Source organism: Streptomyces sp. TS71-3, from assembly GCF_018327685.1.
Classification (GTDB): Bacteria; Actinomycetota; Actinomycetes; order Streptomycetales; family Streptomycetaceae; genus Streptomyces.
The window spans coordinates 5,823,330-5,843,834 of the sequence record NZ_BNEL01000001.1; the positions used below are offsets into that span (position 1 = coordinate 5,823,330).

General features: G+C 72.3%; 20 protein-coding genes. 4 read left to right on the top strand and 16 right to left on the bottom strand.

Translation table 11 applies throughout. The annotated features are described in order from the left end of the window. Positions 1 to 56 precede the first annotated feature (56 nt). The 8 genes from Sm713_RS23850 to Sm713_RS23885 form a co-directional block, all read right to left on the bottom strand. Entirely contained in the window at positions 57 to 821 is a 765-nt protein-coding gene (locus Sm713_RS23850; RefSeq protein WP_212911581.1) for an RraA family protein, read from the bottom strand. Positions 822 to 910: 89 nt separating this feature from the next. Then, positions 911 to 1,804, bottom strand: a complete 894-nt coding sequence (locus Sm713_RS23855) for an amidohydrolase (RefSeq protein WP_212911582.1) — start codon at positions 1,802 to 1,804, stop codon at positions 911 to 913. Positions 1,805 to 1,810: 6 nt separating this feature from the next. Then, complete coding sequence (locus Sm713_RS23860; RefSeq protein ID WP_212911583.1) at positions 1,811 to 2,602, bottom strand: enoyl-CoA hydratase; 792 nt, start codon at positions 2,600 to 2,602, stop codon at positions 1,811 to 1,813. Beyond that, positions 2,599 to 3,819 carry a CaiB/BaiF CoA-transferase family protein gene (locus tag Sm713_RS23865; RefSeq protein WP_212911584.1) on the bottom strand — a complete coding sequence of 407 codons (1,221 nt, stop codon included), beginning with the start codon at positions 3,817 to 3,819 and terminating at the stop codon, positions 2,599 to 2,601. Before Sm713_RS23865 ends, Sm713_RS23860 begins: the two co-directional genes overlap by 4 nt. Before the next feature lie 38 nt (positions 3,820 to 3,857). Continuing rightward, positions 3,858 to 5,174 (bottom strand): ABC transporter substrate-binding protein, encoded by a 1,317-nt coding sequence (locus tag Sm713_RS23870; protein WP_212911585.1) that lies wholly within the window; start codon positions 5,172 to 5,174, stop codon positions 3,858 to 3,860. Between the two features lie 12 nt (positions 5,175 to 5,186). Continuing rightward, positions 5,187 to 6,077, bottom strand: a complete 891-nt coding sequence (locus Sm713_RS23875) for a carbohydrate ABC transporter permease (protein ID WP_212911586.1) — start codon at positions 6,075 to 6,077, stop codon at positions 5,187 to 5,189. Next, on the bottom strand, positions 6,077 to 7,030 hold the full coding sequence (locus Sm713_RS23880; protein WP_212911587.1) for a carbohydrate ABC transporter permease: 954 nt from the start codon (positions 7,028 to 7,030) through the stop codon (positions 6,077 to 6,079). Before Sm713_RS23880 ends, Sm713_RS23875 begins: the two co-directional genes overlap by 1 nt. After that, positions 7,017 to 7,898 carry an NAD(P)-dependent oxidoreductase gene (locus Sm713_RS23885; protein WP_212911588.1) on the bottom strand — a complete coding sequence of 294 codons (882 nt, stop codon included), beginning with the start codon at positions 7,896 to 7,898 and terminating at the stop codon, positions 7,017 to 7,019. Before Sm713_RS23885 ends, Sm713_RS23880 begins: the two co-directional genes overlap by 14 nt. Positions 7,899 to 8,098: 200 nt before the next feature. On the opposite strand from Sm713_RS23885, the gene Sm713_RS23890 reads away from it, so the two are divergent. After that, entirely contained in the window at positions 8,099 to 8,803 is a 705-nt protein-coding gene (locus Sm713_RS23890; protein WP_212911589.1) for a GntR family transcriptional regulator, read from the top strand. Positions 8,804 to 8,865: 62 nt separating this feature from the next. Here the strand turns inward: Sm713_RS23890 and Sm713_RS23895 are convergent, their stop codons facing one another. Both Sm713_RS23895 and Sm713_RS23900 read right to left on the bottom strand, forming a co-directional pair. Next, the gene (locus Sm713_RS23895; RefSeq protein WP_212911590.1) at positions 8,866 to 9,993 is read right to left on the bottom strand and encodes a mandelate racemase/muconate lactonizing enzyme family protein; all 1,128 of its coding nucleotides are present in this window, start codon (positions 9,991 to 9,993) and stop codon (positions 8,866 to 8,868) included. Beyond that, a complete protein-coding gene (locus tag Sm713_RS23900; RefSeq protein ID WP_212912230.1) occupies positions 9,990 to 10,802 on the bottom strand; it encodes a creatininase family protein in 813 nt (270 codons plus the stop codon). The genes Sm713_RS23895 and Sm713_RS23900 overlap by 4 nt, the downstream gene beginning before the upstream one ends. Positions 10,803 to 11,130: 328 nt before the next feature. On the opposite strand from Sm713_RS23900, the gene Sm713_RS23905 reads away from it, so the two are divergent. After that, positions 11,131 to 12,087 (top strand): ROK family protein, encoded by a 957-nt coding sequence (locus tag Sm713_RS23905; protein WP_212911591.1) that lies wholly within the window; start codon positions 11,131 to 11,133, stop codon positions 12,085 to 12,087. A gap of 110 nt (positions 12,088 to 12,197) precedes the next feature. Here the strand turns inward: Sm713_RS23905 and Sm713_RS23910 are convergent, their stop codons facing one another. Genes Sm713_RS23910 through Sm713_RS23930 form a run of 5 tightly spaced genes read right to left on the bottom strand, consistent with a single transcriptional unit; the run spans position 12,198 to position 17,515 of the window. Next, complete coding sequence (locus Sm713_RS23910) at positions 12,198 to 13,202, bottom strand: ATP-binding cassette domain-containing protein (protein ID WP_212911592.1); 1,005 nt, start codon at positions 13,200 to 13,202, stop codon at positions 12,198 to 12,200. Continuing rightward, the gene (locus Sm713_RS23915) at positions 13,199 to 14,110 is read right to left on the bottom strand and encodes an ABC transporter ATP-binding protein (protein ID WP_212911593.1); all 912 of its coding nucleotides are present in this window, start codon (positions 14,108 to 14,110) and stop codon (positions 13,199 to 13,201) included. Before Sm713_RS23915 ends, Sm713_RS23910 begins: the two co-directional genes overlap by 4 nt. Beyond that, positions 14,107 to 15,021: an ABC transporter permease gene (locus Sm713_RS23920; protein ID WP_212911594.1), complete on the bottom strand. Its 915-nt coding sequence runs from the start codon at positions 15,019 to 15,021 to the stop codon at positions 14,107 to 14,109. The genes Sm713_RS23915 and Sm713_RS23920 overlap by 4 nt, the downstream gene beginning before the upstream one ends. After that, a complete protein-coding gene (locus Sm713_RS23925) occupies positions 15,018 to 16,001 on the bottom strand; it encodes an ABC transporter permease (RefSeq protein ID WP_212911595.1) in 984 nt (327 codons plus the stop codon). Before Sm713_RS23925 ends, Sm713_RS23920 begins: the two co-directional genes overlap by 4 nt. Further along, positions 15,998 to 17,515 carry an ABC transporter substrate-binding protein gene (locus Sm713_RS23930; protein WP_212911596.1) on the bottom strand — a complete coding sequence of 506 codons (1,518 nt, stop codon included), beginning with the start codon at positions 17,513 to 17,515 and terminating at the stop codon, positions 15,998 to 16,000. Before Sm713_RS23930 ends, Sm713_RS23925 begins: the two co-directional genes overlap by 4 nt. A gap of 270 nt (positions 17,516 to 17,785) precedes the next feature. On the opposite strand from Sm713_RS23930, the gene Sm713_RS23935 reads away from it, so the two are divergent. Then, positions 17,786 to 18,640 carry an IclR family transcriptional regulator gene (locus Sm713_RS23935; protein WP_212911597.1) on the top strand — a complete coding sequence of 285 codons (855 nt, stop codon included), beginning with the start codon at positions 17,786 to 17,788 and terminating at the stop codon, positions 18,638 to 18,640. After that, positions 18,637 to 19,869 (top strand): serine hydrolase, encoded by a 1,233-nt coding sequence (locus Sm713_RS23940; protein ID WP_249416466.1) that lies wholly within the window; start codon positions 18,637 to 18,639, stop codon positions 19,867 to 19,869. Before Sm713_RS23935 ends, Sm713_RS23940 begins: the two co-directional genes overlap by 4 nt. Before the next feature lie 42 nt (positions 19,870 to 19,911). Here Sm713_RS23940 and Sm713_RS23945 read toward each other — a convergent pair whose 3' ends face one another. Then, on the bottom strand, positions 19,912 to 20,430 hold the full coding sequence (locus tag Sm713_RS23945; protein ID WP_212911598.1) for a GNAT family N-acetyltransferase: 519 nt from the start codon (positions 20,428 to 20,430) through the stop codon (positions 19,912 to 19,914). Between the last annotated feature and the right edge of the window lie 75 nt (positions 20,431 to 20,505).

Here is a 20,505-nt window from a genome sequence, read left to right on the forward strand (position 1 = left end):
GGCCCGTGCCCCGCACGTGACCTGCCGGCCTCGGCCGCGAGAGACACAGCGGGATGTCACACCTCCGCGAAGTAGGCCTCGATCGCCTCGACGTCGACCGTGCGGTCCGCCGGCAGGCCGAGGCGTTCGTATGTGGAGCGGCGGGACCGCATGTCGGCGAGCAGGATCGCGCGCGCGTGCCCGGCCACCTCGACCGCGACCTCGTTCGGTACGACGACCACCCCGTCGTCGTCGGCACCGACGATGTCGCCCGGGTTGACCTGCACGCCGCCGCACGCGATCGTCACCTGCGTCTCGATCGCCATGATGCGGCCCGGGATGATCGTGCGCCCGCGGTACCGTGCGACGACCGGGGTGCGCTGGGCCACCACCTCCGCGGTGTCACGGCAGTAGCCGTCGGTGACGATCCCCACGGCGCCGCCGAGCACGGCGCCCATGGAGTTCTCGCTGCCCCAGAAGCCCACTTCCGGGCCGCCGCCGGCGTCCATGACGACGACGTGGCCCGGCTCCAGGTCGTCCGGCAGGCGCGCGGGGCTGTTCTGCTCGAACCAGATCCGGTGCGCCTCGACGATGTCCTGCGTGGAATCGAGCTTCCACATCGGCTTGTTCGAGGGAACGGCACGGATCGTGGCGGCTTCGCCCCAGAACCGCATGCCCTGCCAGAGCGGCCGGACCTCGCGGTCCATGAGGCCGATGTTGAAATAGCCGATGCCGTCGAGCGCGTCGACGACGTCGCACACACGGAGCGGCTGGTAGAGACTGCTGAGCTTGTCGGCCGACGCCTTCTCGAACTGGTGCGGAGGTTCGCCTGCGGTCGTCACGATCTTCCCATCCTGGTCGGTGCGGTCGGTGCGGTCGGTGCGGTCGGTGCGGTCGGTGCGGTCGGTGTCGTCGGTGCCTCGTGGTCCGGTCAGGCGGGGTGTTGCGCGACCACCCCCTCGGCCGTCCCGTCCGGCATGAACCGGTGGAGTCCGTACCACCGGCAGGCCGTTCCGCCGAAGACGGCTTCACGGTCGTCTCCGTCCGGGCACGCCGCCGCGACGAGATCGGCGAGATCGGCCCAGGCCCGGCCGTACTCGGCGCGTAGCAGCACGACCGGCCAGTTGCTGGCGAGCATCAGCCTCTCGGCGCCGAAGAGCTCGGCGGCGAAGCGGACGTAGCGTTCCAGGGCACCCGCCTCCCAGCCGTCCCACGCCGTCAGCGCGTTGATGCCGACCGAGACCTTCATGGCCACGTTCGGGCAGCCGGCGAGTTGCCGTATGTGGGACGCCCACGGCTCCCAGCCGAGCGACTCGACCGGCGGGCGGCCGAGGTGGTCGACGACGATGCGCAGTTCCGGGACCGTCTCGGCCAGCCGGATCACCTGCCGGGTCTGGTCGAGCGTGATCGGAACGACGTCCCAGGCCAGTCCGCGCCGGGCGATCTCGGCGAACAGCGCCACGGAGTCCGGCTCCGTGAGCCACGCCAGCGGGTCGTCCGCGATGAGGCACCGCACCCCGACGAGCTTCGGCACGTCGAGCCGATCGAGTGCGGCGCGGGCGGCTGCGGCGTCCGTGAGCGGCAGCCACGCGACCACACCGGCGACGCGGGGATGAGTGCCGTACCGGGCGAGCCGGGCGTTCTCCTCCGGCTCGTCCACCGACTGCACGAGCACACTCGCCGCGATGCCGGCCGCGTCCAGCTCGGTGACGAGGTCGTCCGGCGTGAAGTCGCGCGCCAGCGCCGTGTGCGACGCGTGCCGCCACGGCTGCGTCTGCGCCGCCGTGTGCCAGAAGTGCTGATGGCTGTCGATGCGAAGGGCCATGGGCGGTCAGCTCCCTGTCCAGACGGGATGGCGGTGGGCGAGGAACGCGCTCACGCCCTCGCGGAAGTCCGCGCTGCCGTAGCAGCGCATGAGGAGGTCCTCGTCCTCGGGGACGACCTGCGCGGCGTCGAGCCGTCGCCCCGTCTCCTTGAGCGCCCGGATGGTGAGCGGGGCCGCTTGGCGCATGCGGCGGAGGAAGGGCTCGGCCGTCTCCTCGATGCGTCCCGGCTCGGCGAGCGCCGTCACGAATCCGGCCTCGGCGAGCGATTCGGCCGGCAGGAGGGCCGCCCCGAGGAGCATCGCGTCGGTCCTGGCGGCGCCGACCCGGGCGCGCAGCCGTGCGACGATCGCGGCGGGAAGGCAGTTGCCGAGGGTCCGCGCGATCGGAGCGCCGAAACGCGCGCCCCGTTCCGCGATCACGAGATCGCAGCACGCGGCCACGACGAGGCCCGCGCCGACGGCGGCACCTTCGACGAGCGCCACCACCGGGGCGTCGATCGCCAGGAGGTCGGCGACGACGGAGCCGATACGGCGTTCGTAGGCGACGCCGTCGCGCCCGTCCTCGAAGCCGGTGAACTGCCCGATGTCCGTCCCGGCCGCGAACCCGTCGCCGGGGTTGCCGCGGATGGTGACCGCGGCGACGTCGTCCCGGCCCCCCACCTCTGCCGCGATGGACCGGAGGCGGTCGTACATCGCCCAGGTGAACGCGTTGCGGCGCCCCGGATTCCGTAGCCGCACCTCGGCTATGCCGTCGGTGACGACGAGGTCGACCCCGTCCCCGCGGGTGTCGCTGCTCATGCCGGCCCCTCCTCGACGTGCACGTCCCGCCTCACCAGCTCCGCGAGGACTTCTTGCGTGTGCTGTCCCAGCAGCGGCGCCGGAGCCGCGGACCGCACCGGCGTGGCCGAGAGCTTCAGGGGCGATCCGAGCACGCTCGTCTCGCCCTCGACGGGGTGCCGGTACGACGTCACCATCTGGCGCGCGCGGACGTGCTCGTCCTCGGTGAGGACCTGCCGGTAGTCACGGATCGGTCCGGCGGGCACACCCGCGTCCAGGAGGGCGGTCACCCACTCGTCCGTGTCACGCGACGCGAGCACCCGCTGCAGTTCCTCGACGAGTTCCAGCCGGTTCGCCATCCGGTGGTCGTTGTCCGCGAACCGCGGGTCGGTGAGGAGGTCCGGTGCTTCGAGCACTGCGCAGAGCCGCTGCCACAGGCGCTGGTTGTTCGCGCCGACCGTCAGATACCCGTCACGGGTCTCGAGCGCCTGGTACGGCGCCGACATGCGGTTGGCCGAACCGAGCGGGACCGGGGGCTCTCCCGTGGACCAGAACTCCGTCGACTCCCACACCGACAGCGCGAGCGCAGAGTCGAACAGCGACGTCTCCAGGTACTGGCCCGTGCCGGTGGCCTCCCGGACGCGGAGCGCCGCCAGGATCCCGATGGCGCAGAACAGGCCCGAGCCGAGATCGGCCACCGGAATCGCCGACTTCACGGGTGGCCGTCCCGTCTCACCCGTCACGCTCATGATCCCGGTCATGGCCTGCGCGATGAGGTCGTAGCCCGGGTAGGACGCGTAGGGCCCGGTCTGGCCGAACCCCGAGATGCTCGCGTAGACGATCCCCGGGTTCACGGCCCGCACCGCGTCGTAGTCCACGCCGAGGCGCCGAGCGACGCCCGGCCGGAAGTTCTCGATGACGACGTCGGCGGTCCGTGCGAGCGTCATGAAGGTCTCCCGGTCCTGATCGCCCTTCAGGTCCAGCACGACGCTGCGCTTGTTCCGGTTGAGGGACAGGAACGCCCGGCTGTCGTCCCCGACGACGGACCTGCCCCATGACTTCCTGGTCTGGTCGCCGTGGTCGGGGTTCTCCACCTTGATGACGTCCGCGCCCAGGTCGGCCAGGACCATCGTGCAGAACGGACCCGACATCACCTGCGTCAGGTCCACGACCCGGATTCCTTCGAGTGCCATGGGCAGCTGACCCGTCTGCGCCCGGCCGGCGTCGGGATCAGGCATCGTCCGTTCCTCCTCGCTCCTCGTCGTACTCCGAGCCGTCACCTGGTGCCGAGATTGATCTCCGCCTCGGCGAAGAAGTCGTCGACCGCCTGGGAGATCGACTTCCTGCCGAACTCGATGTTCTCGTAGCCACGGGTGAACGCCTGCTCAAACGTCGTGTTGTATCCGGACGGGATCAGTGGTTGCGGCACCTTCTCTCCGAGGATGAAGTCGTAGACCTGGAGCTCCTGTTGGAGCGCCGGTGACGACGGCCTGTCGAGCTGTTGCTTCAACTGGCTTCTGTTGGCGACCGCGCCGTTGTCGGAGTCGTAGACGGCCGCCGCTCTGTCGTCGTTCGTGAAGAAGTCGATGTACGCCGCGGCCGTCGCCTTGTTGCCGCATCGCGCGGGGATCGACCATCCGCTGTTGAAGAAGGCATTGCCGAGTCCGGCCGACCCGGTGGGGAACGGAACCGTCGTGAGATGCTCATCGGGTGCCGCCGCGGACGCGGCCACCAGGGCGTTGCCCGCGGTGGGCTCACTGAGCACCTTGCCGGTGGTGACGTAGAACTGCTCGGGTTGGGCGGGTTCGTCTGCCGCGTCTTCCGCGGAGTTCGTCAGACCGGCTTCGCGCAGGTGCTCCCAGAGTTTCCAGTACTCGGTCAGCGTCTTCTTCGAGAAGGCGATCTTCCCGTCGTCGTCGAACATCTTCTCGCCGCTGCCGATGACGTACGCCGAGAACACCGGTTCATTGCCGCCCTGCGATGTCGTCGGAGCGACACCGGCGGGCAGCTTCGACTTCGCGTCCTTGAGCCAGGAGACGAAATCGGTCCAGCTGTAACGCATCGGAAGCGGCTTCACACCCGCTCTGCGCGCCATTTCCTGATCGACCATCAGCGCGTTCCACGCGGCGCCGTACGGGACCATGTAGAGCTTGCCGTCCGGGCCGCGACCGGTGTCGAGCAGGTTCTTCGGGATCGAGCCGACGTCGATCGCTCCGGACGCGACGAGGGGGTCGAGTGGCTGGAGCAGGCCGTCGTGCGTGTAGTCGTTCAGCTGGCGGGTCTGGAGTCCGGTGACGCAGGGCATCGACGAGCTCGCGGCCTGCACGTTCAGCTTGTCGAAGTAGGTCGCGAAGTCTCCGACCTGCGTCTGTACGGACGCTTTCGGATACTTCCGCTCGAAGAGAGCGTTGATCCGGTCGGTCTTCTCGACACGGGTCGAGGAGCCCCAGTACGACATCTGGAGGGATCCGGCCACGGGGGCGCCCGCCGCCGGGAGGGCGGAGTCGTTCGACGGGGTGGAGCACCCGGCGAGCAGAGCCGACACCGCGGCCGCCGCGGCGAATGCCCTCCCGTTCCGGTTCGACAGCGTCATGGCAGTGCCCCCTTACTTCATTCCGGAGGTGGCGATTCCCTCGATCAGAAGGCGCTGGAAGGCCACGAAGAAACCGACGAGGGGCGCCAGCGAGAGCGTGGCCATCGCGAAGAGCGCACCGTAGGACGACTGGCCACCCGTCGAGTCCAGAAAGGAGTTGAGCCCGAGGGGAACCGTCCAGAGGTTCGCGTTGCTCAGGTAGAGCAGCGGCCCGAGGAAGTCGTTCCAGGAGTTGATGAAGCTGAAGAGCGCGGTCGTCCCGATCGCCGGGAGCGAGAGCGGCATGATGACCCGGGAGAAGATGCCCCAGTGGCCGCATCCGTCCATACGTGCCGCATCGTCGAGTTCGCGTGGCAGCACGCGGATGAACTGCACCATCAGGAACACGAAGAACGCGTCCGTGGCGAGGAAGTGCGGTGCGACCAGCGGCGCGAACGTGTTCACCAGATGCAGCTTGTTGAAGAGGATGTACTGCGGGACGAGGGTGACGTGGTAGGGCAGCAGGAGCGTCCCGAGCAGCAGTGCGAACAGCAGGCGCTTGAAGGGGAACTCCAGCCGCGCGAAGGCATAGGCCGTCAACGAGCAGGCCAGCAGGTTCCCGGCCACCGTGAGCACGGAAATCACGAACGAGTTGAGGAAGTAGCGGGAGAACCGCAACGACCCGCCCGCCCATCCGGAGACGTAGTTCTGGAGGGTGTAGTGGCTCGAAAGGAGACCGAGGCTGGAGAAGATCTCGGAGTTCGGCCGGAACGACGCCGCGATCATCCACAGCAAGGGGTAGAGCATCGCGATCAGCACGATCACGAGGACCGCGTGCCGGATGACGCCGACGGCGATCGGGCTCCGGACGGGGCGGATGCGCCGCATGACCAGAGGGCCCCGGGAAGATGTCGTCGTCGCCATCACCGGTCTCCGTAGTGCACCCAGAAGCGCGAGGTCAGGAAGAGGACCCCGGTGAACGCGGCGAGGACCACGACGAGGAACCACGCCATCGCCGACGCGTAGCCCATGTTCAGCTGGGTGAAGCCCTGCTGGTAGAGGTAGAGCGTGTAGAAGAGCGTCGAGTCGGCCGGGCCGCCGTCGCCCCCGCTCACGACATAGGCGCTGGTGAACGCCTGGAACGCGTGGACCGTGTCGAGCAGCACGCTGAAGAAGACGAGCGGGCTCATGTGCGGGAGCGTGACGCTGAAGAACCGGCGGAAAGGTCCGGCCCCGTCGACCAGGGCCGCCTCCAACTGGTCGCGTGGCACCTGCCGGAGCCCCGCCAGGAAGATGACCATCGTCGAGCCGAACGCCCAGGCGTTGAGGGTGATGATCACCAGGAGCGAGGTGTTCGGATCACCGATCCAGCTCCGGTGCTCGATGCCGATGGCCTGGAGCGCGTTGTTGAGGAGGCCGCTCGCCCCGAATATCTGCCGCCAGAGAGTCGCGATGGCGACACTCGCACCCAGCAGCGACGGCAGGTAGATCAGCGCGCGATAGCCGGTGATGAAGCGGATGCCGGTGTTCAGCAGGAGCGCCACGAGCATGGACACGACGAGGACGACCGGCACCGACACGACGACGTACATGATCGTGACCCATGCGGCGCTGTCGAACCTGGGGTCCGAGAAGAGCTGGGTGAAGTTGGCGAGACCGACCCAGCGGGGGCTGCTCAACAGGTCGTAGCGCGTGAACGAGAGGTAGAGCGAGTAGGCCATCGGGCCCAGCGTCAGGCAGGCCATGCCGATCAGCCAGGGCGTGAGGAAGCCGAGGGCGGCGAGGGAGTCCCGCGATCCCGACCGGCCGCGACGCCGGCGCGGACGGAAGGACTCCGGTGCGCCCGTGACGGAAGGGGCGAGGCTATCGGTGGTCATGGGCCCCCGCCTCCTGGCGGACGGTTCCCGCGGCGTGGGCTTCGAGCGCCTCGGCGACCGTGTCCGAGAGGAGCGCGGCGAGGGCGCTCGGAGCGCCGGCGGTGCCGCCCGCCTCGACGATCTCGCGCAGGTCCTTGCGCCAGGGCCGGTCCTCCGGCGCGACCCCGGCCGCGTCGTAGTCACGCGCGACGCGGTCGAAGAACCCCCAGTTCCTGACGACCCACGTGTCGGCCGTCCCCGTCGAGATCGCCCGGAGCAGCGCCTCCTCCTCGACGCCGTACGCGGCCCCGATCCGGATACCGTCCAACGCACCGGCGAGCGCGGCGAACATGACGAGCTGATTGGCGAGCTTGACCGCGGCACCCGCGCCGACCGGACCGAGGTGGTGCACGACGGAAGCGACCGTGCCGAGGTACGGCCGGGCGCCGTCCAGCGAGGGACGGTCAGCACCCGCGAACGCGGTGAGATCGCCCGCTCTGGCCCGGTCCGCCCCGCCGGTGACCGGCGCGTCGACGTATCCCGCGCCGCGCGCCGTCACGAGGTCCGCCAGCTCCCGGGTCCGCTCGGGGAGCACCGTGCTGTGCACGACGACACGGTGGTCCGCGCCGAGACGGTCGAGGAGCCCGCTCTCGAACACCTCAAGGATCGCCCGCTCGTCGGGTACGGCGAACGCCACGACGCGACACGCCGCCAGCTCCTCGGGCGACGCTTCCCGCGCACCCGCATCCGTCAGCACGGCAGTCCGCTCGGCCGAACGGTCAAACGCCCGTACGCGCCACCCTTCCGCCAGGAGGCGCAACCCCATGGCCTGGCCCAGGTTCCCGAGTCCCACCAGACCGACGGCCCCTTCGTCCGTTGTCGGCGCCACGCGTGATCCTCCCTCGTCCTTGAAGTTGGATGCGTTTCCGGGGGGCGAGGCCGCGGTGGTGCTCAGCTCGACGGCGTCGTCTCACCGATCCTGTCTATTGTCTACAAGTTGCTGGCGTCTATTGTCTACAACAGACAAGGAACCACGGCAAGACCTTTCACACGGATACAGTGAGCAATCCAGCAGCGGGAGGAAGCGGCATGGCGTCGAGCAGCGGAAACGGCGGAACCGAAGGAGATGACCGCGTTCTCCGCGCGCCGAGCCTCGTGTCCCTGGCCGCGCAGTCCATCCGGAACCGGATCCTCGCCGGTGGGTTCCAGCCCGGGGAGCGCCTGTTCGAGGAGCGGCTGACCGACGAGCTCGCGATCAGCCGGCCGCCGCTGAGGGAGGCGCTCCGGCTCCTCGAGAACGAGGGGCTCGTGACCTCGCAGCCCCGGCGCGGTGCCTTCGTCGCCACCCTCACCGACCAGGACGTCTACGAGATCCTGACGCTGCGGTCCGCGCTGGAGCGGATGGCGTTCGAGCTCGGGATCCCCGTCGCCGACCCGGCGCTCCTCGCGCCGGCCGAGGCCGCGCTCGAGAAGATGGAGGAGCACGCGGCGGCGGGGGACCGCGGTGCCCTGGTACAGGACGGCTACGACTTCCACTCCCGGCTCATCAAGATCGCGCGGCACGGCCGGCTTGAGGCGATCTACGCCTCCGTGCAGCAGCAACTGCTTCTGTGCATGTCACGGAACCTGCTCGCCCGCGAACGGTTCTACGAGGACCTGGAGGAGCACGCCGCGCGTCACCGGGGGCTCCTTGAGCTGGTCCGGGCGGGCGATGTGCGCGCTGCGCTGGCCGAGCTGGAGTCCCATGGCGAGCGGTCGTTCGAGGAGGCCCGGCCTCCGCGGGGTAAGGAGTAGGGCCCGTGCAGCAGGGCCTGTGGAGCAGGGCCCTCTCCGGGCCCCCACCCCTCACCCCGTGCTCACCCCGTCAGATCCCCTTCGCGCTCGTTGACGGAGGCGAAGTACCGCACCTTCTCCTCGTCCACCCGCACGCCGAGCCCCGGTCCCGTGGGCACCCTGAGCCGTCCCGCCTCCAGCCGCAGCGGCTCGACGATGTCATCGGCGTGCAGGTAGTACATGCTGTCGATGGCCCGGGACAGCACGGGCGTGCTGGCCACCACGGCCAGGTGCGCCGCGGTCGCGATACCCAGCTCGCCCCCGCTGTGCAGGTTCATGCCGAGCCCGAACGTCTCGCAGTGCGCGGCGAGCGCCTTGGTCGCCGCGATGCCGCCCCACTTGTAGACGTCTCCGTGCACGACGTCCACCGCGTTCAGCCGCACCGCCGGTGCGAAGTCCTCGAAGCGGACCACGCACATGTTGGTGCACAGCGGGATGCGCACCTTGGCGGCCACCTGGCTCATGCCCTCGATCCCGACGCAGGGGTCCTCCAGGTACTCCAGGTCGAGCTCCTCCAGGGCGATCCCGGCGCGCACCGCGTCCGGCACCGACCACGCGGCGTTCGGGTCGACCCGCAGGTTCACGCCCGGCAGCGCGTCCCGCAGCGCCCGCATGATGGCCACATCGCCCTGGACGTCCCGGGTCCCCTTCAGCTTGACCGCCGTGAAGCCGCCCTCGGCGACCACCCGTGCCGCGTGCTCCGCCAGCGCCCGCGGCAGCCCGGCGGCGTCCGCCCGGGGCGCGTCCGCGCGCGTGACCAGCGCGGTGATCGGCACCTCGTCGCGTACCGGGCCGCCGAGCAGGTCCGTGACCGACTGTCCCGTGATCTTGCCCATCAGGTCCCAGCAGGCGACGTCCAGGGCGGCGATGGCCGCGTAGCCGAGGTAGCCGTAGAAGAACGGCACCATGTGCTGCTTGCGGTGGAACCGCTCCAGGGCGAACGGGCTGGTGCCGATCAGGTCCCCGGCGATGGAGCGGACGATCGCGGCCACCGGGCTGCCCCACATCGTCTCGCCCCAGCCCTCCACGCCCTCGTCCGTGCGGAGCCGGACCACCGTCCGCGTCTCGCCGGTCTTGGTCTCGAAGGAGCTGGTGAACGGGTTGGTCAGGGGCAGGTTCACGACCTGCACGTCAACGTCTGTGATCTTCATGACTCTCCTCGGGCGGCGCGGACGGGGGCGTTCTGGGCCGGGCTCACAGGGTCCGTGGCGGTCGCCGCGTCGAACGCGAGGATCGCCCGGGCCAGCCCCCGGGCCCGGTCGTCCAGCAGCCGCATCCCCTGCGCGGCGTCGGCACCGGAGGCGTCGTCGGTGGAACCGCCGACCCTCGCCCACTCCCCGTGCCGTTCGACCGTGAGACCCGGGTGCGGTGGCCGGTCGAAGAGTGGCGGCGGCTCCACGGGAGGGCGCGGCGGCACGGGCGTGCGCACCAGGCCGGGGTGGGCCGCCAGCATCAGCGACGTCTCGAACCAGCCCGCGTGCCCCGGCGTGCGCTCCGGACGCTCGCCGGCCGCCTCGCCCGTGGCCAGCGTCCAGTAGGAGCAGGTGGCCACCGTCGCCCGCGCGCGCAGCGCGAAGCGCTTCGCCGCCAGGCGCATGATCTCGTCGTTGCCGCCGTGCCCGTTGACGATCATGATCCGCCGGTAGCCGCTGGTCACGAGCGAGTCCAGCAGGTCGTCGAGGACCGCTGCCAGGGTGGGCGCGGAGAGCGAGAGCGCCGCCGCGAACAGGTGGTGAGGGCTGTGCCCGAACGGCAGGGTGGGCAGCCGCACCAGCGCGGGCGCGGCCGGCTCGGCGTCGAGCAGCGCGGTCGCCCGGTCGGTGACGGCCTCGACGAGCAGGGTGTCGGTGCCCATCGGCAGGTGGCCGGCGTGCTGCTCCTGGGAGCCGATCGGGAGCAGGGCGACGGCCTGCTCCCCGGCGTCGCGCACCTGGCGCCAGGTGAGCTCGGTGAGGCGCACGGTTGTGGAGGCGCCTGTGGCTCGGGTGGCTGTGGCTCGGGCACCTGCGGCTCGGGAGCCGGTGGTGCCGGCGCCGGGGGAGTCGGAGGTGTCCGGGGCGGCGTCTTCGCGGGGCCGGCTGCGTGCGGCGCCGGCCGGGCCGGCTGCGTCCGGGCCGGTTGCCTCCGGGCCGTCCGTGGAGGGTGTGGTGCGGGTGGCGCGCGGGGCGCCGGTGGCGTCGGTCATGGGAGTACGGTCCTGATCGGAGTGGTCCTGTCGGCTCATTGCGGTCCCTTCCGTAATCTCACGGCTCTACCTCCCGAAATGCCGCGCGTGGCAGAGTCGGGTCATGGTGCATGAACGTCCTCCGCTGCGGTTGGTGCCCGAGCCCGCGCCGGAACCGGTCACACCGCCCGCTCCCCGGGTGCTGGGCGCGGTCGAGCTGCTGCCCGGGCGCATCCGTGCGGCCGTTCTGAGCGTCTCCGGCCGGGTCCTGGAGCGGACCGAGGAGGCGTACGACCCGGGCGCACCGGGTCCCGCGGAGGTGGACGCGGCACTCGCCCGGTCCGCCCGGGTGTTCGCCGGGCGGGCTCCCGTGGGCGTGGGCATCGCTGCCGCCGGGCTCGTCGATCCCGACGCCGGTGTGATCACCGAGGTCAACGACGTGCCCGCGCTGCACGGCTACCCGGTGGGCGAGCGGTTGCGGGCGCTGACCGGAGCGCCGGTACGGGTCGAGCACCGGGCGCGCCTTCAGGCCCTCGGTGACCGGTGGTTCGGCCCCGGCCGGGGCCGGCGCACCTTCGCGTCGGTGTCGACCGGCGAGGTGCTTGGCGTCGGCATCCTCTACGACGGCGAGGTGCTTGCCCCGCACGGTGGCCGCAGCGGCGCCCACATGACCGTGTCGGCCAGCGGAGAACGCTGCACCTGCGGCAGCCGCGGCTGCTGGAAGACCCTCGCCACCACACGCTGGCTGCGCGCCCGGACCCGGGCGGCCGGCCTCGGCGCGGACCTCTCGCTGGCCGCGCTCGCCGGCCGCGACGACGAGCGGGCGCGCGGCGTGGTGGCCGAGTACGCGGACAACCTCGCCCTCGGACTCGCGAACGTCCAGCAGCTCTTCGCACCGGGCCTGTTCGTCCTGCACGGCGAGGCGCGCGAGGGCGGGGAGCGATTCCGTGCGCTGATCGAGCGGCGGCTGCGGTCCGGCGTGGCGGCGGGCGCGGAGGAGCCACGCGTCATCGTCAGCGACGCGGCCGTCGACGACGTCGCCCTGCTGGGCGGCGCGGGGCTCGTGCTGTCGCACCTGTAGCCGCGCTTGCCGGAGCGGTCGCCGGCAAGGGAACAGGATGAGGCGCCCGGATCCGGGTGTGCGCTCGCGGCGCATGGTCTGCCCGGATCCGCGCCCGCGCCGGGCGCCGCTCACGGCGCTCCGCCCGCGTCGGCACCCGCCCCGCCCTCGTCCGGGCCCTGCGCTGCGGACCCTGCCGGGTTCGCCGCCGGGGCGGCCGCCGTGCCCGCCGCGGCCTGCGCCCCGCTCACCGCCGCCCCACCTCCCGCCGCCTCGCGCGCCGCACCGCCCGCCCGCCGGGCCCGGCGCGGGTCGGGGACCGGTACGGCGTCCAGCAACTGCCGCGTGTACGGGTGCTCGGGGGCGTGGAACACCCGCTCCGCGTCGCCCACTTCCACCAGCCGCCCCCGGCGCATCACGGCGACCCGGTCGGCCACCTGGCGGACCACGGCGAGGTTGTGCGACACGAAGACGTAGGTCAGGCCGTGCCGCCGCTGGAGCTCGGCCAGCAGTTCGAGGATCCTGGCCTGCACGGACACGTCCAGGGCGCTGGTCGGCTCGTCGAGCACCACGAGCCGGGGCTCCAGGGCGAGCGCGCGGGCGATCGAGACCCGCTGCCGCTGCCCGCCCGAGAACTCGTGCGGATAGCGGTCCCGCATCGCGGGCTCCAGGCCGACCGCCTCCAGCAGTTCGCCGACCCGCTCGCGGGTGCGCGCCCTGCCCCGCCGGCCGCGCGCCGCCGGGTCGTGCGTGAGCAGCGGCTCCGCCACGATGTCGGCGATGCGCCAGCGCGGGTTCATGCTGGAGTACGGGTCCTGGAGGACCACCTGCATCTGCCGGCGCAGGCGCCGCAGCCCGGCGGGGGAGAGCTCCGCCAGATCCTGGCCGTCGAAGGCGACCCGGCCCGCGGTCGGGGTGAGCAGCCGCAGCAGGAGCCGGGTGAGCGTCGTCTTGCCGCAGCCGGACTCGCCGACCAGCGCCAGGGTCTCGCCCTCGTGCACGGTCAGGGACACGTCGTCGACGGCGACGCCGCCGCCCCGGCCGTCGAACTCCTTGCGCAGCCCGGCCAGTTCGACGAGCACCGGGGACGCGGGGCCGGCCGCGGGCTCAGTCGCGCCGATCACAGGGGGTGTCATGCCCGCTCCAGACGTGGGGTGGCGTCCAGCAGGCGGCGGGTGTAGCCGTCCGCGGGGTGGTCGAAGATGTCGAGGACGGGTCCGCTCTCCACGACCCGGCCCTGGTGCATCACCAGGACGCGGTCGGCGGTCTCGGCCACCACGCCCAGGTCGTGGGTGATCAGGACGACGGCCATGCCGTGCCGGCGCTGCAGGTCAACCAGCAGGTCCAGGATCTGCCGCTGCACGGTGACGTCCAGGGCCGTGGTGGGCTCGTCGGCGATGAGCAGCCGGGGCCGGCCGACCAGCGCCATGGCGATCATCACCCGCTGGCGCAGCCCCCCGGACAGCTCGTGCGGGTACTGCGCGTAGCGGCGCTCCGGCTCGGGAATCCCCACCTCGGCCAGTGCCGCGAGTGCCTGCTCCCGCGCCCTGGCGCGCGGCAGGTGCTGGTGGTGCCGGAGCACCTCGGCGACCTGCGCACCGACCCGCTGGAGCGGATCGAGGCTGGTCATCGGGTCCTGGAAGACCATCGCGATGTCCCGGCCCCGGATCCGGCCCAGCTCCTTCGGGGGCAGGGCGAGCAGGTCGCGTCCGCCGAAGCGGATCTCGCCGCCCGCGTACACGCACGGCGGTTCGGGGTTCAGCCGCAGCACGGACAGCGCGGTGGCGGTCTTGCCGCTGCCGGACTCGCCGACGACGGCCACGGTCTGACCGGCCGACACGCGCAGGTCCACGTCCCTGGCGGCGTGCACCACCGAGGAGCCGAGGCGGAAGTCGACGCTGAGGCCGGCGATGTCGAGCAGGGGATCAGTGTCCGCCGGGTGCGGAGGCTGCCCGGCGTCCGGTGATGTGCTGTGCCGGGACGGTGTGGTGGGCCCTGCCGGTGCGGCGGGCCGCGGCGGTGTGGTGGAGTGCGGTTCGGTCATCGGCGGTACGCCTTCGGGTCCGCGACGTCCCGCAGGGCGTCGCCCGTGATGTTGACGGCGAGCGAGGTGAGCATCAGGGCCACGCCCGGGAAGACCGCGACCCACCAGGACGTGCCCAGGTAGAGCTGGCCGTCCGCGAGCATGGAGCCCCAGGTGACGGTCTCCTTGGGCACCCCGAGCCCCAGATAGCTGAGGGACGCCTCGGCGACGATGGCCGCCGCGATGTGCAGGGTGCCGATGGTCGCCAGCGGCGCCATGACGTTCGGGAGCAGGTGCCTGCGCATGATCGCGGCGTCGGTGGCACCGATGGCGCGGGCCTCGGTGACGAAGTCCCGCGAGCGCAGCGACAGCACCTCCGAGCGGACCACACGGGCGTACGACACCCAGCCGGTGAAGCCCAGCACCAGGATCACGTACCACAGGCCCGAGCCGGTGAAGCCCACGATGGCGAGGGCCAGCAGGATCGGCGGGAACGCGAGCTGGACGTCCGCGACCCGCATCAGGACCCGGTCCGGCCAGCCGCCGAAGTACCCGGACGCCAGGCCGATCACGGTGCCGAGCACCCCGGCGAGCAGCGCCGCGCCCGCCCCGACCAGCAGCGAGACCCGGGTGCCGTAGATGACGCGGGAGAGCATGTCCCGGCCCAGCTGGTCGGTGCCGAGCGGATGGGCGCCGCTGCCGCCGGCCTGCCACGCGGGCGGGCGCAGCCGCATCAGCAGGTCCTGCGCGTTCGGGTCCGCCGGGGCGAGCAGCGGGGCGAACAGCGCCGCGATCACCAGCAGGGCGAGGAGCACCAGCGCGGCCACGGCGAGCCGGTTGCGCAGCAGGGCCCGCACCGCGACCGACCCGGGACCGAGAGCCTTCGCGGCCGCGGGGGCGCCGGCCGGGACGGTGGTGGATGTGACGGTCATGAGGAAGCCCTCACCCTCGGGTCGAGCAGCCGGTAGGAGAGATCGACCAGCAGGTTCACCACGACGAACGTCGCCGCGAAGAACAGCACGGCCGCCTGCACCAGCGGGAAGTCGCGGTGGGAGATGGCCTCGATGGTGAGCTGTCCGACGCCGGGCCACGAGAACACCTGCTCGGTGAGGATGGCCCCGCCGAGCAGGCCCCCGATCTCCAGGCCGACGACGGTCACCACCGGCAGCGAGGCGTTGCGCAGGCCGTGCGTGAGCACCACCTTGAGCGGGCCGAAGCCCTTGGCCCGTGCGGTGCGGATGTGGTCGCTGGTGAGCACGTCGATCAGCGACGAGCGCAGCAGCCTCGCGACGACGGCGACGGAGTACACGGCGAGCGTCACGGACGGCAGGACCAGGTTGGCGAACGTGCCGTACCCGGAGGCGGGCAGGGCGTGCAGGCCCACCGCGAACACCAGGATCAGCAGGATGCCCACCCAGAACGGCGGTGTGGACTGGCCGAGCAGCACACCCGTCATCACCCCCCGGTCGGTGGCCCGGCCGCGCCGCATCGCCGCGACGACACCCGCGGGCAGGGCCACCGCCAGCGTCACCACCAGGGCCCCCGCGGCCAGTTGCAGGGTGGCGGGCAGCCGGTCGGCGAGCACGTGGCTGACGGGCTCGTGGTAGAAGAGCGAGGTGCCGAGGTCCAGCCGGGGCAGCCCCCACAGGTAGTCCAGGTACTGGGCGAACAGCGGGCGGTCCAGGCCGAGCCCGGCCCGGAGCACGGCCTCCTGGTGGGCGGTGGCGTCCGGCGGCAGCAGCAGTTTGACGGGGTCTCCGGAGAGCCGCACGAGGAAGAACGAGACGGTCGCCGTGCACAGCAGCACGAACACCGCGCCGGCGACCCGGGTGAGCACCACCCTCAGGATGCCCGCCCAGTGGCCGTCCGGGCGGCTGCCGCCACCGCCGGGCCGGGAGGAGAGTCCGCTCATCGGGAGACCTCCGCACTCGCCATGTCGAGCACTCCCGCCGACCCGGACCGCCAGCGCGGCCGGTCGTTGCGGGCGTAGATGTTGTCGATCTGGTAGAGGAAGACGAACGGCGCCTCCTCGCGCATCAGCCGCTGGAGGTCTGAGAAGGCCCGCACCCGCCGCGCGGGGTCCACGGACAGTTCCTCCAGGTCGACCAGGTGGTCCGCCTCCTTGGAGTGCCAGCGGCTCTGGCGCCGGTCGCTGCGGACGTTGGACTGCACCATGCTCTCGCCGTCCAGCGTCCACACGGTGCTGGCCGCCAGGTACATCGGCCCGAGCGCGCCGTGGTTGGTGCTGGTCAGCCGCTCGGAGTAGGTGCCGGGGTCGAGCAGGTCGACCTTGGCGTGCACGCCCGCCCTGGCCAGCAGCCCGGACAGCGCCTCGGCGACGTTCGAGTCGATGTTGGAGGCGGTCAGCGTGGTGGTGAAGCCGTGCGGGTAGCCGGCCTCGGCGAGCAGCCTGCGCGCGGTGGCCACGGAGCGGGTGAACGGCTTGAGGGCCGGGTCGAACCCGAAGGCGCCGCGCGGGATCATCGCAGGCACCTCACGCGCCTTGCCGCCCAGCACCGCCTTGATCAGCAGCGGTACGTCGATCGCGTGGTTGAGGGCCTGGCGCACCCTCCGGTCCTTCAGCGGCCCGTCGTCCAGCGTGTTCAGCGAGAGGTACGAGGTGCGGATGCCGGTGTGGCTCTCCAGCGTGACACCGGTGTAGCCGGCGAGCTGCTGTGCGGCGTCCGGGGTGAGCCCGGTGACCAGGTCGACGCCGCCGCTCTGGAGCGCCGCCAGCGACGACGAGGCGTTGGGCGCCGGGCTGAAGACCAGCTCGTCGACGCGGGGCCGGCCGCTGAAGTGCCCGGACCAGGCCCGCAACCGGAGCTCGTGGTCGCGCTGCCAGCGCACGAAGGTGAACGGCCCGGTGCCGACGGGGTGCGCCGCGAACGCCTCGTCGCCGACCTGGGCCAGGTGGCGCGGCGGCACCGCGACACCGCCGAACAGGGAGAGTTTGTCCGGCAGGATCGGGTCGTGCAGCGTGGTGTGCAGGTCCACCGTCAGCTGGTCGACGACGGTCACGCCCTTCACGTACCGCAGCTCCACGATCGGTGACTTGGTCGCCGGGTCGAGCAGTCTCTCGATGCTGAATTTCACCGCTGCCGCGTCACACGGCTCCCCGTTGTGAAACCGTACGCCGGGACGGAGTCTGAACCTCCACACCAAGGGGCTCGTAGCCTTCCAGGAGAGTGCGAGCCCTGGGTGCAACCTGTTGTCCCGGCCACGGGTGGTCAGCGTGTCGAAGATGTTGATGAGGACGTTCATCGACACCATGTCACCCTGCTTCTGGGGATCCATCGTCTCGGGATCCGCGGGTTGCGACACCCGCAGCACGTTGCCGGCGCCGGTGCCCGGGGAGGCACCGCATCCGGTGAGCAGTGCCGGCGCGGAGAGCGCGGGGACGAGCAGCCCGCCCAGGCGCAGCACGCTCCGCCGGGAGGCCCGTGACGGGGCCGGGGCGCCGTCTCCAGTCCTGGCCCGTGAGACCTCCGGCCCCAGGCGGCCGTCCGCGGTGTCCGGCGTTCTGCCCCACGGGGGATACGAGGTCCTGCCCGGGCCCAGCCTCTCGCTCGGGCCCGGTGGACCGGCTTCGTCCGGCGCCTTGCGTTGGCCCACGGTCCACCTCCGGGACGATCGTTCCATTCAACATGACAAACGTTCCGGATTCCGGAACGCGGTGGGGTTAAGCTAGGCGACATGGTGAAACCGGTCAACACCTCCGCGAGCGAGCAAGAACCCGGCAAGGGCCCCGTCGACAAGGCGATGGACGTGCTCGAAGCCCTGGCACGGGAAGGCGGGGCGCAGCGGCTCGCCCAGATCGCCCGCCGTACCGGCCTCACCAAGCCCACCGTCCACCGCCACCTGCGCACGCTCGCCGACTGCGGCTTCGCGGAGCCCGCCGAGGGCGGCGCGTACCGCGCGGGGCCGCGCCTGCTGGGGCTGGCCGCCGCCGCCCTCCACGCCGGCCCCGACCTCCGGCTCGCCCGCCCCGTCCTCGCGGACCTGCGCCGCCGCACCGGCCAGCTCGCGCACTACGCCGTACGGGACGGTGCCGAGGCCGTCCACCTGGAGCTGTCCGAGCCGGCCGGGGAGTACCGGATGAGCGTCGCTCCCGGCGGCCGGGCCCCGCTGCACTCCAGCGCTGTCGGCCTCGCCATGCTGTCGGCGCTGCCGGAGCCGGAGGCCGACGCGGTCCTCGCCGGCGCCCTGCTCGACGGCACCGCGCTGCCCGCCCGCACCGCGGCCACCCTCACCGACCCCGCGACGCTCCGCGCCGAACTGGCGGAGACCGCCCGGCGCGGCTACGCGGTCGACGACGAGTACGACGAGCCGGACGTGCGCTCCGTCGCCGCGCCCGTCCTCGGCGCCGAGGGGCAGGTCGTGGGCGCCGTCGGCCTCTCCGGGCTGACGTTCGCGCTCGACGACGCGAGCGTGGCGGTGTTCGGCCCGATGGTGCGCGCCGCCGCCCGCGCGGTCTCGACGGGCCTCGGCGGCACCGCGCCGTACCTAGGTCCGGTGCCGGGGGAGCTTCCGAAGGGAGGCCGGTCGTGAGCGCGCTCGGGGAGTTGCTCGCGGAGGGGCGCCGGCGGCGCGTGTACTCCGGCGCCGCCTGGTCGGTCGGCACCGCCGACGGGCCCCTCGACCGCGGCTGGACGGGCACCAGGAGCTGGGGCGGCGAAGGTCTGGACGGCGGCGCCGCGGAGGGCAGCGTGCCGGGTGACGCCACCCCGGGTGGTGCCACTGTGGGTGACGGCGCCTCGGGTGCTGCTGGTGACGGCGACTCAGGCGTTGCTTGCGACGGCCCTTCGGGTGCCGCGGGTGACGGCCCGTCGGAAGGCGGGGATCCGGGCGGCCCTGACCTCGACGGCGACGCGCTGTGGGATCTCGCCTCGGTCACCAAGCCGATCGTGGGGCTTGCCGTGCTCGCCCTTGTCGAGCAGGGCGCGCTCGCCCTCACCGACACCGTGGGCACCCACCGCCCGGAGTACCGGGGTGGCACTTCCGCCGACCTGACGGTTCATCAGCTCCTCACGCACACCTCGGGACTGCCGGGCCAGATCCCCCTCTACCGCACCCACCCCACCAGGGCGGACCTGCTGCGGGCGCTCGGCAAGCTGCCGCTGAGGGCCGCCCCGGGCACCCGGGTCGAGTACTCCTCGCAGGGCTTCATGCTGCTCGGCCTGGTCGCCGAGGCCGCCGCCGGCCGCCCCCTGGACGAGCTGGTGGCGGACGCCGTCTGCGCGCCGCTCGGCATGACCGGCACGGTCTTCACGCCCGGCGCGGCGGGCCGGGCGCGCGCCGTGGCCACCGAGCGGTGCCCCTGGCGGGGCCGCACCGTCGTCGGGGAGGTGCACGACGAGAACGCCGCGGTCCTCGGCGGCGTCTGCGGGCACGCCGGCCTCTTCGCGCCGCTCGCCGACCTGGAGCGCCTGGGCCGGTCCCTCGCGGGCGGCGCGCGATCGCTCCTGCACTCCGACACCTTCGCCCTGATGACGGCCCCGCACACCGACGCCCTCAACCTCCGCCGCTGCCTCGCCTGGCAGGGCCAGGACGCGGAGGGCTCCCCGGTCGGGGGCTCCTTCGGGCCCGAGGCGTACGGGCACACCGGCTTCACCGGCACCAGCATCTGGCTGGACCCGGCGACCGGCCGCTACGCGGTGCTCCTCACCAACCGGGTGCACCCCACCCGCGACGGCCAGGGCATCGAGGCCGTGCGCCACGCCTTCCACGACCGCGCCATGGCCCTGCCGGCGGCGCCGGGGCGGGAACCCAAGCGGTGACGATGACGTGAGGGGCACGGTCCGGCCGGGCGGACCGGACGCTCACCGCCCGGTTCCAAGATCGATCCGCCAGTCGTTGGACGTGATCCACTGCCCCTTCGGGTACTCGAAGCCGACGGCTCCGAGCAGCTCGAACCCGGCCCCGCGGCAGACCGTGTTCGACGCGGCGTGATCCACGCGCGGGAAGGCGTGCAGGTACCGGTGCGAGGCGGCCGACCGCGCCACGTCGACGAGGGCCCGGGCCGCGCTGGTCGCCAGCCCCCGGCCCTGGAACTCGGGCAGCACGCCCCACCCGGTCTCCCACACCGTCTCCTCGTGCCACTCGCGCTCCCAGAAGCCGATCGACCCGACCGTCTCGCCGGTGGACGCCAGGGTGACCCGGTACATCCGCCCCGGCCCCTGGAGCTCCACGTACTTCCTGTGGCGCGCCACCAGCCGGGCGTCGGATTCCGGGCCACCGAGGTACTCGGTCATCTCGCGCGCGTTGGTCCGCCGCAGGAGCCAGAAGTCGCCCTCGCCCCAGGGCGTCAGGCCCACCCGCCTCGGATTCGCGTTGTCCATGGCGGCCACCCTAGGAGATGGCTCCCGCTCCTCGTCGAAACGCAGGGCGAGGCGACACCGGGCCGCTCGCGGTGC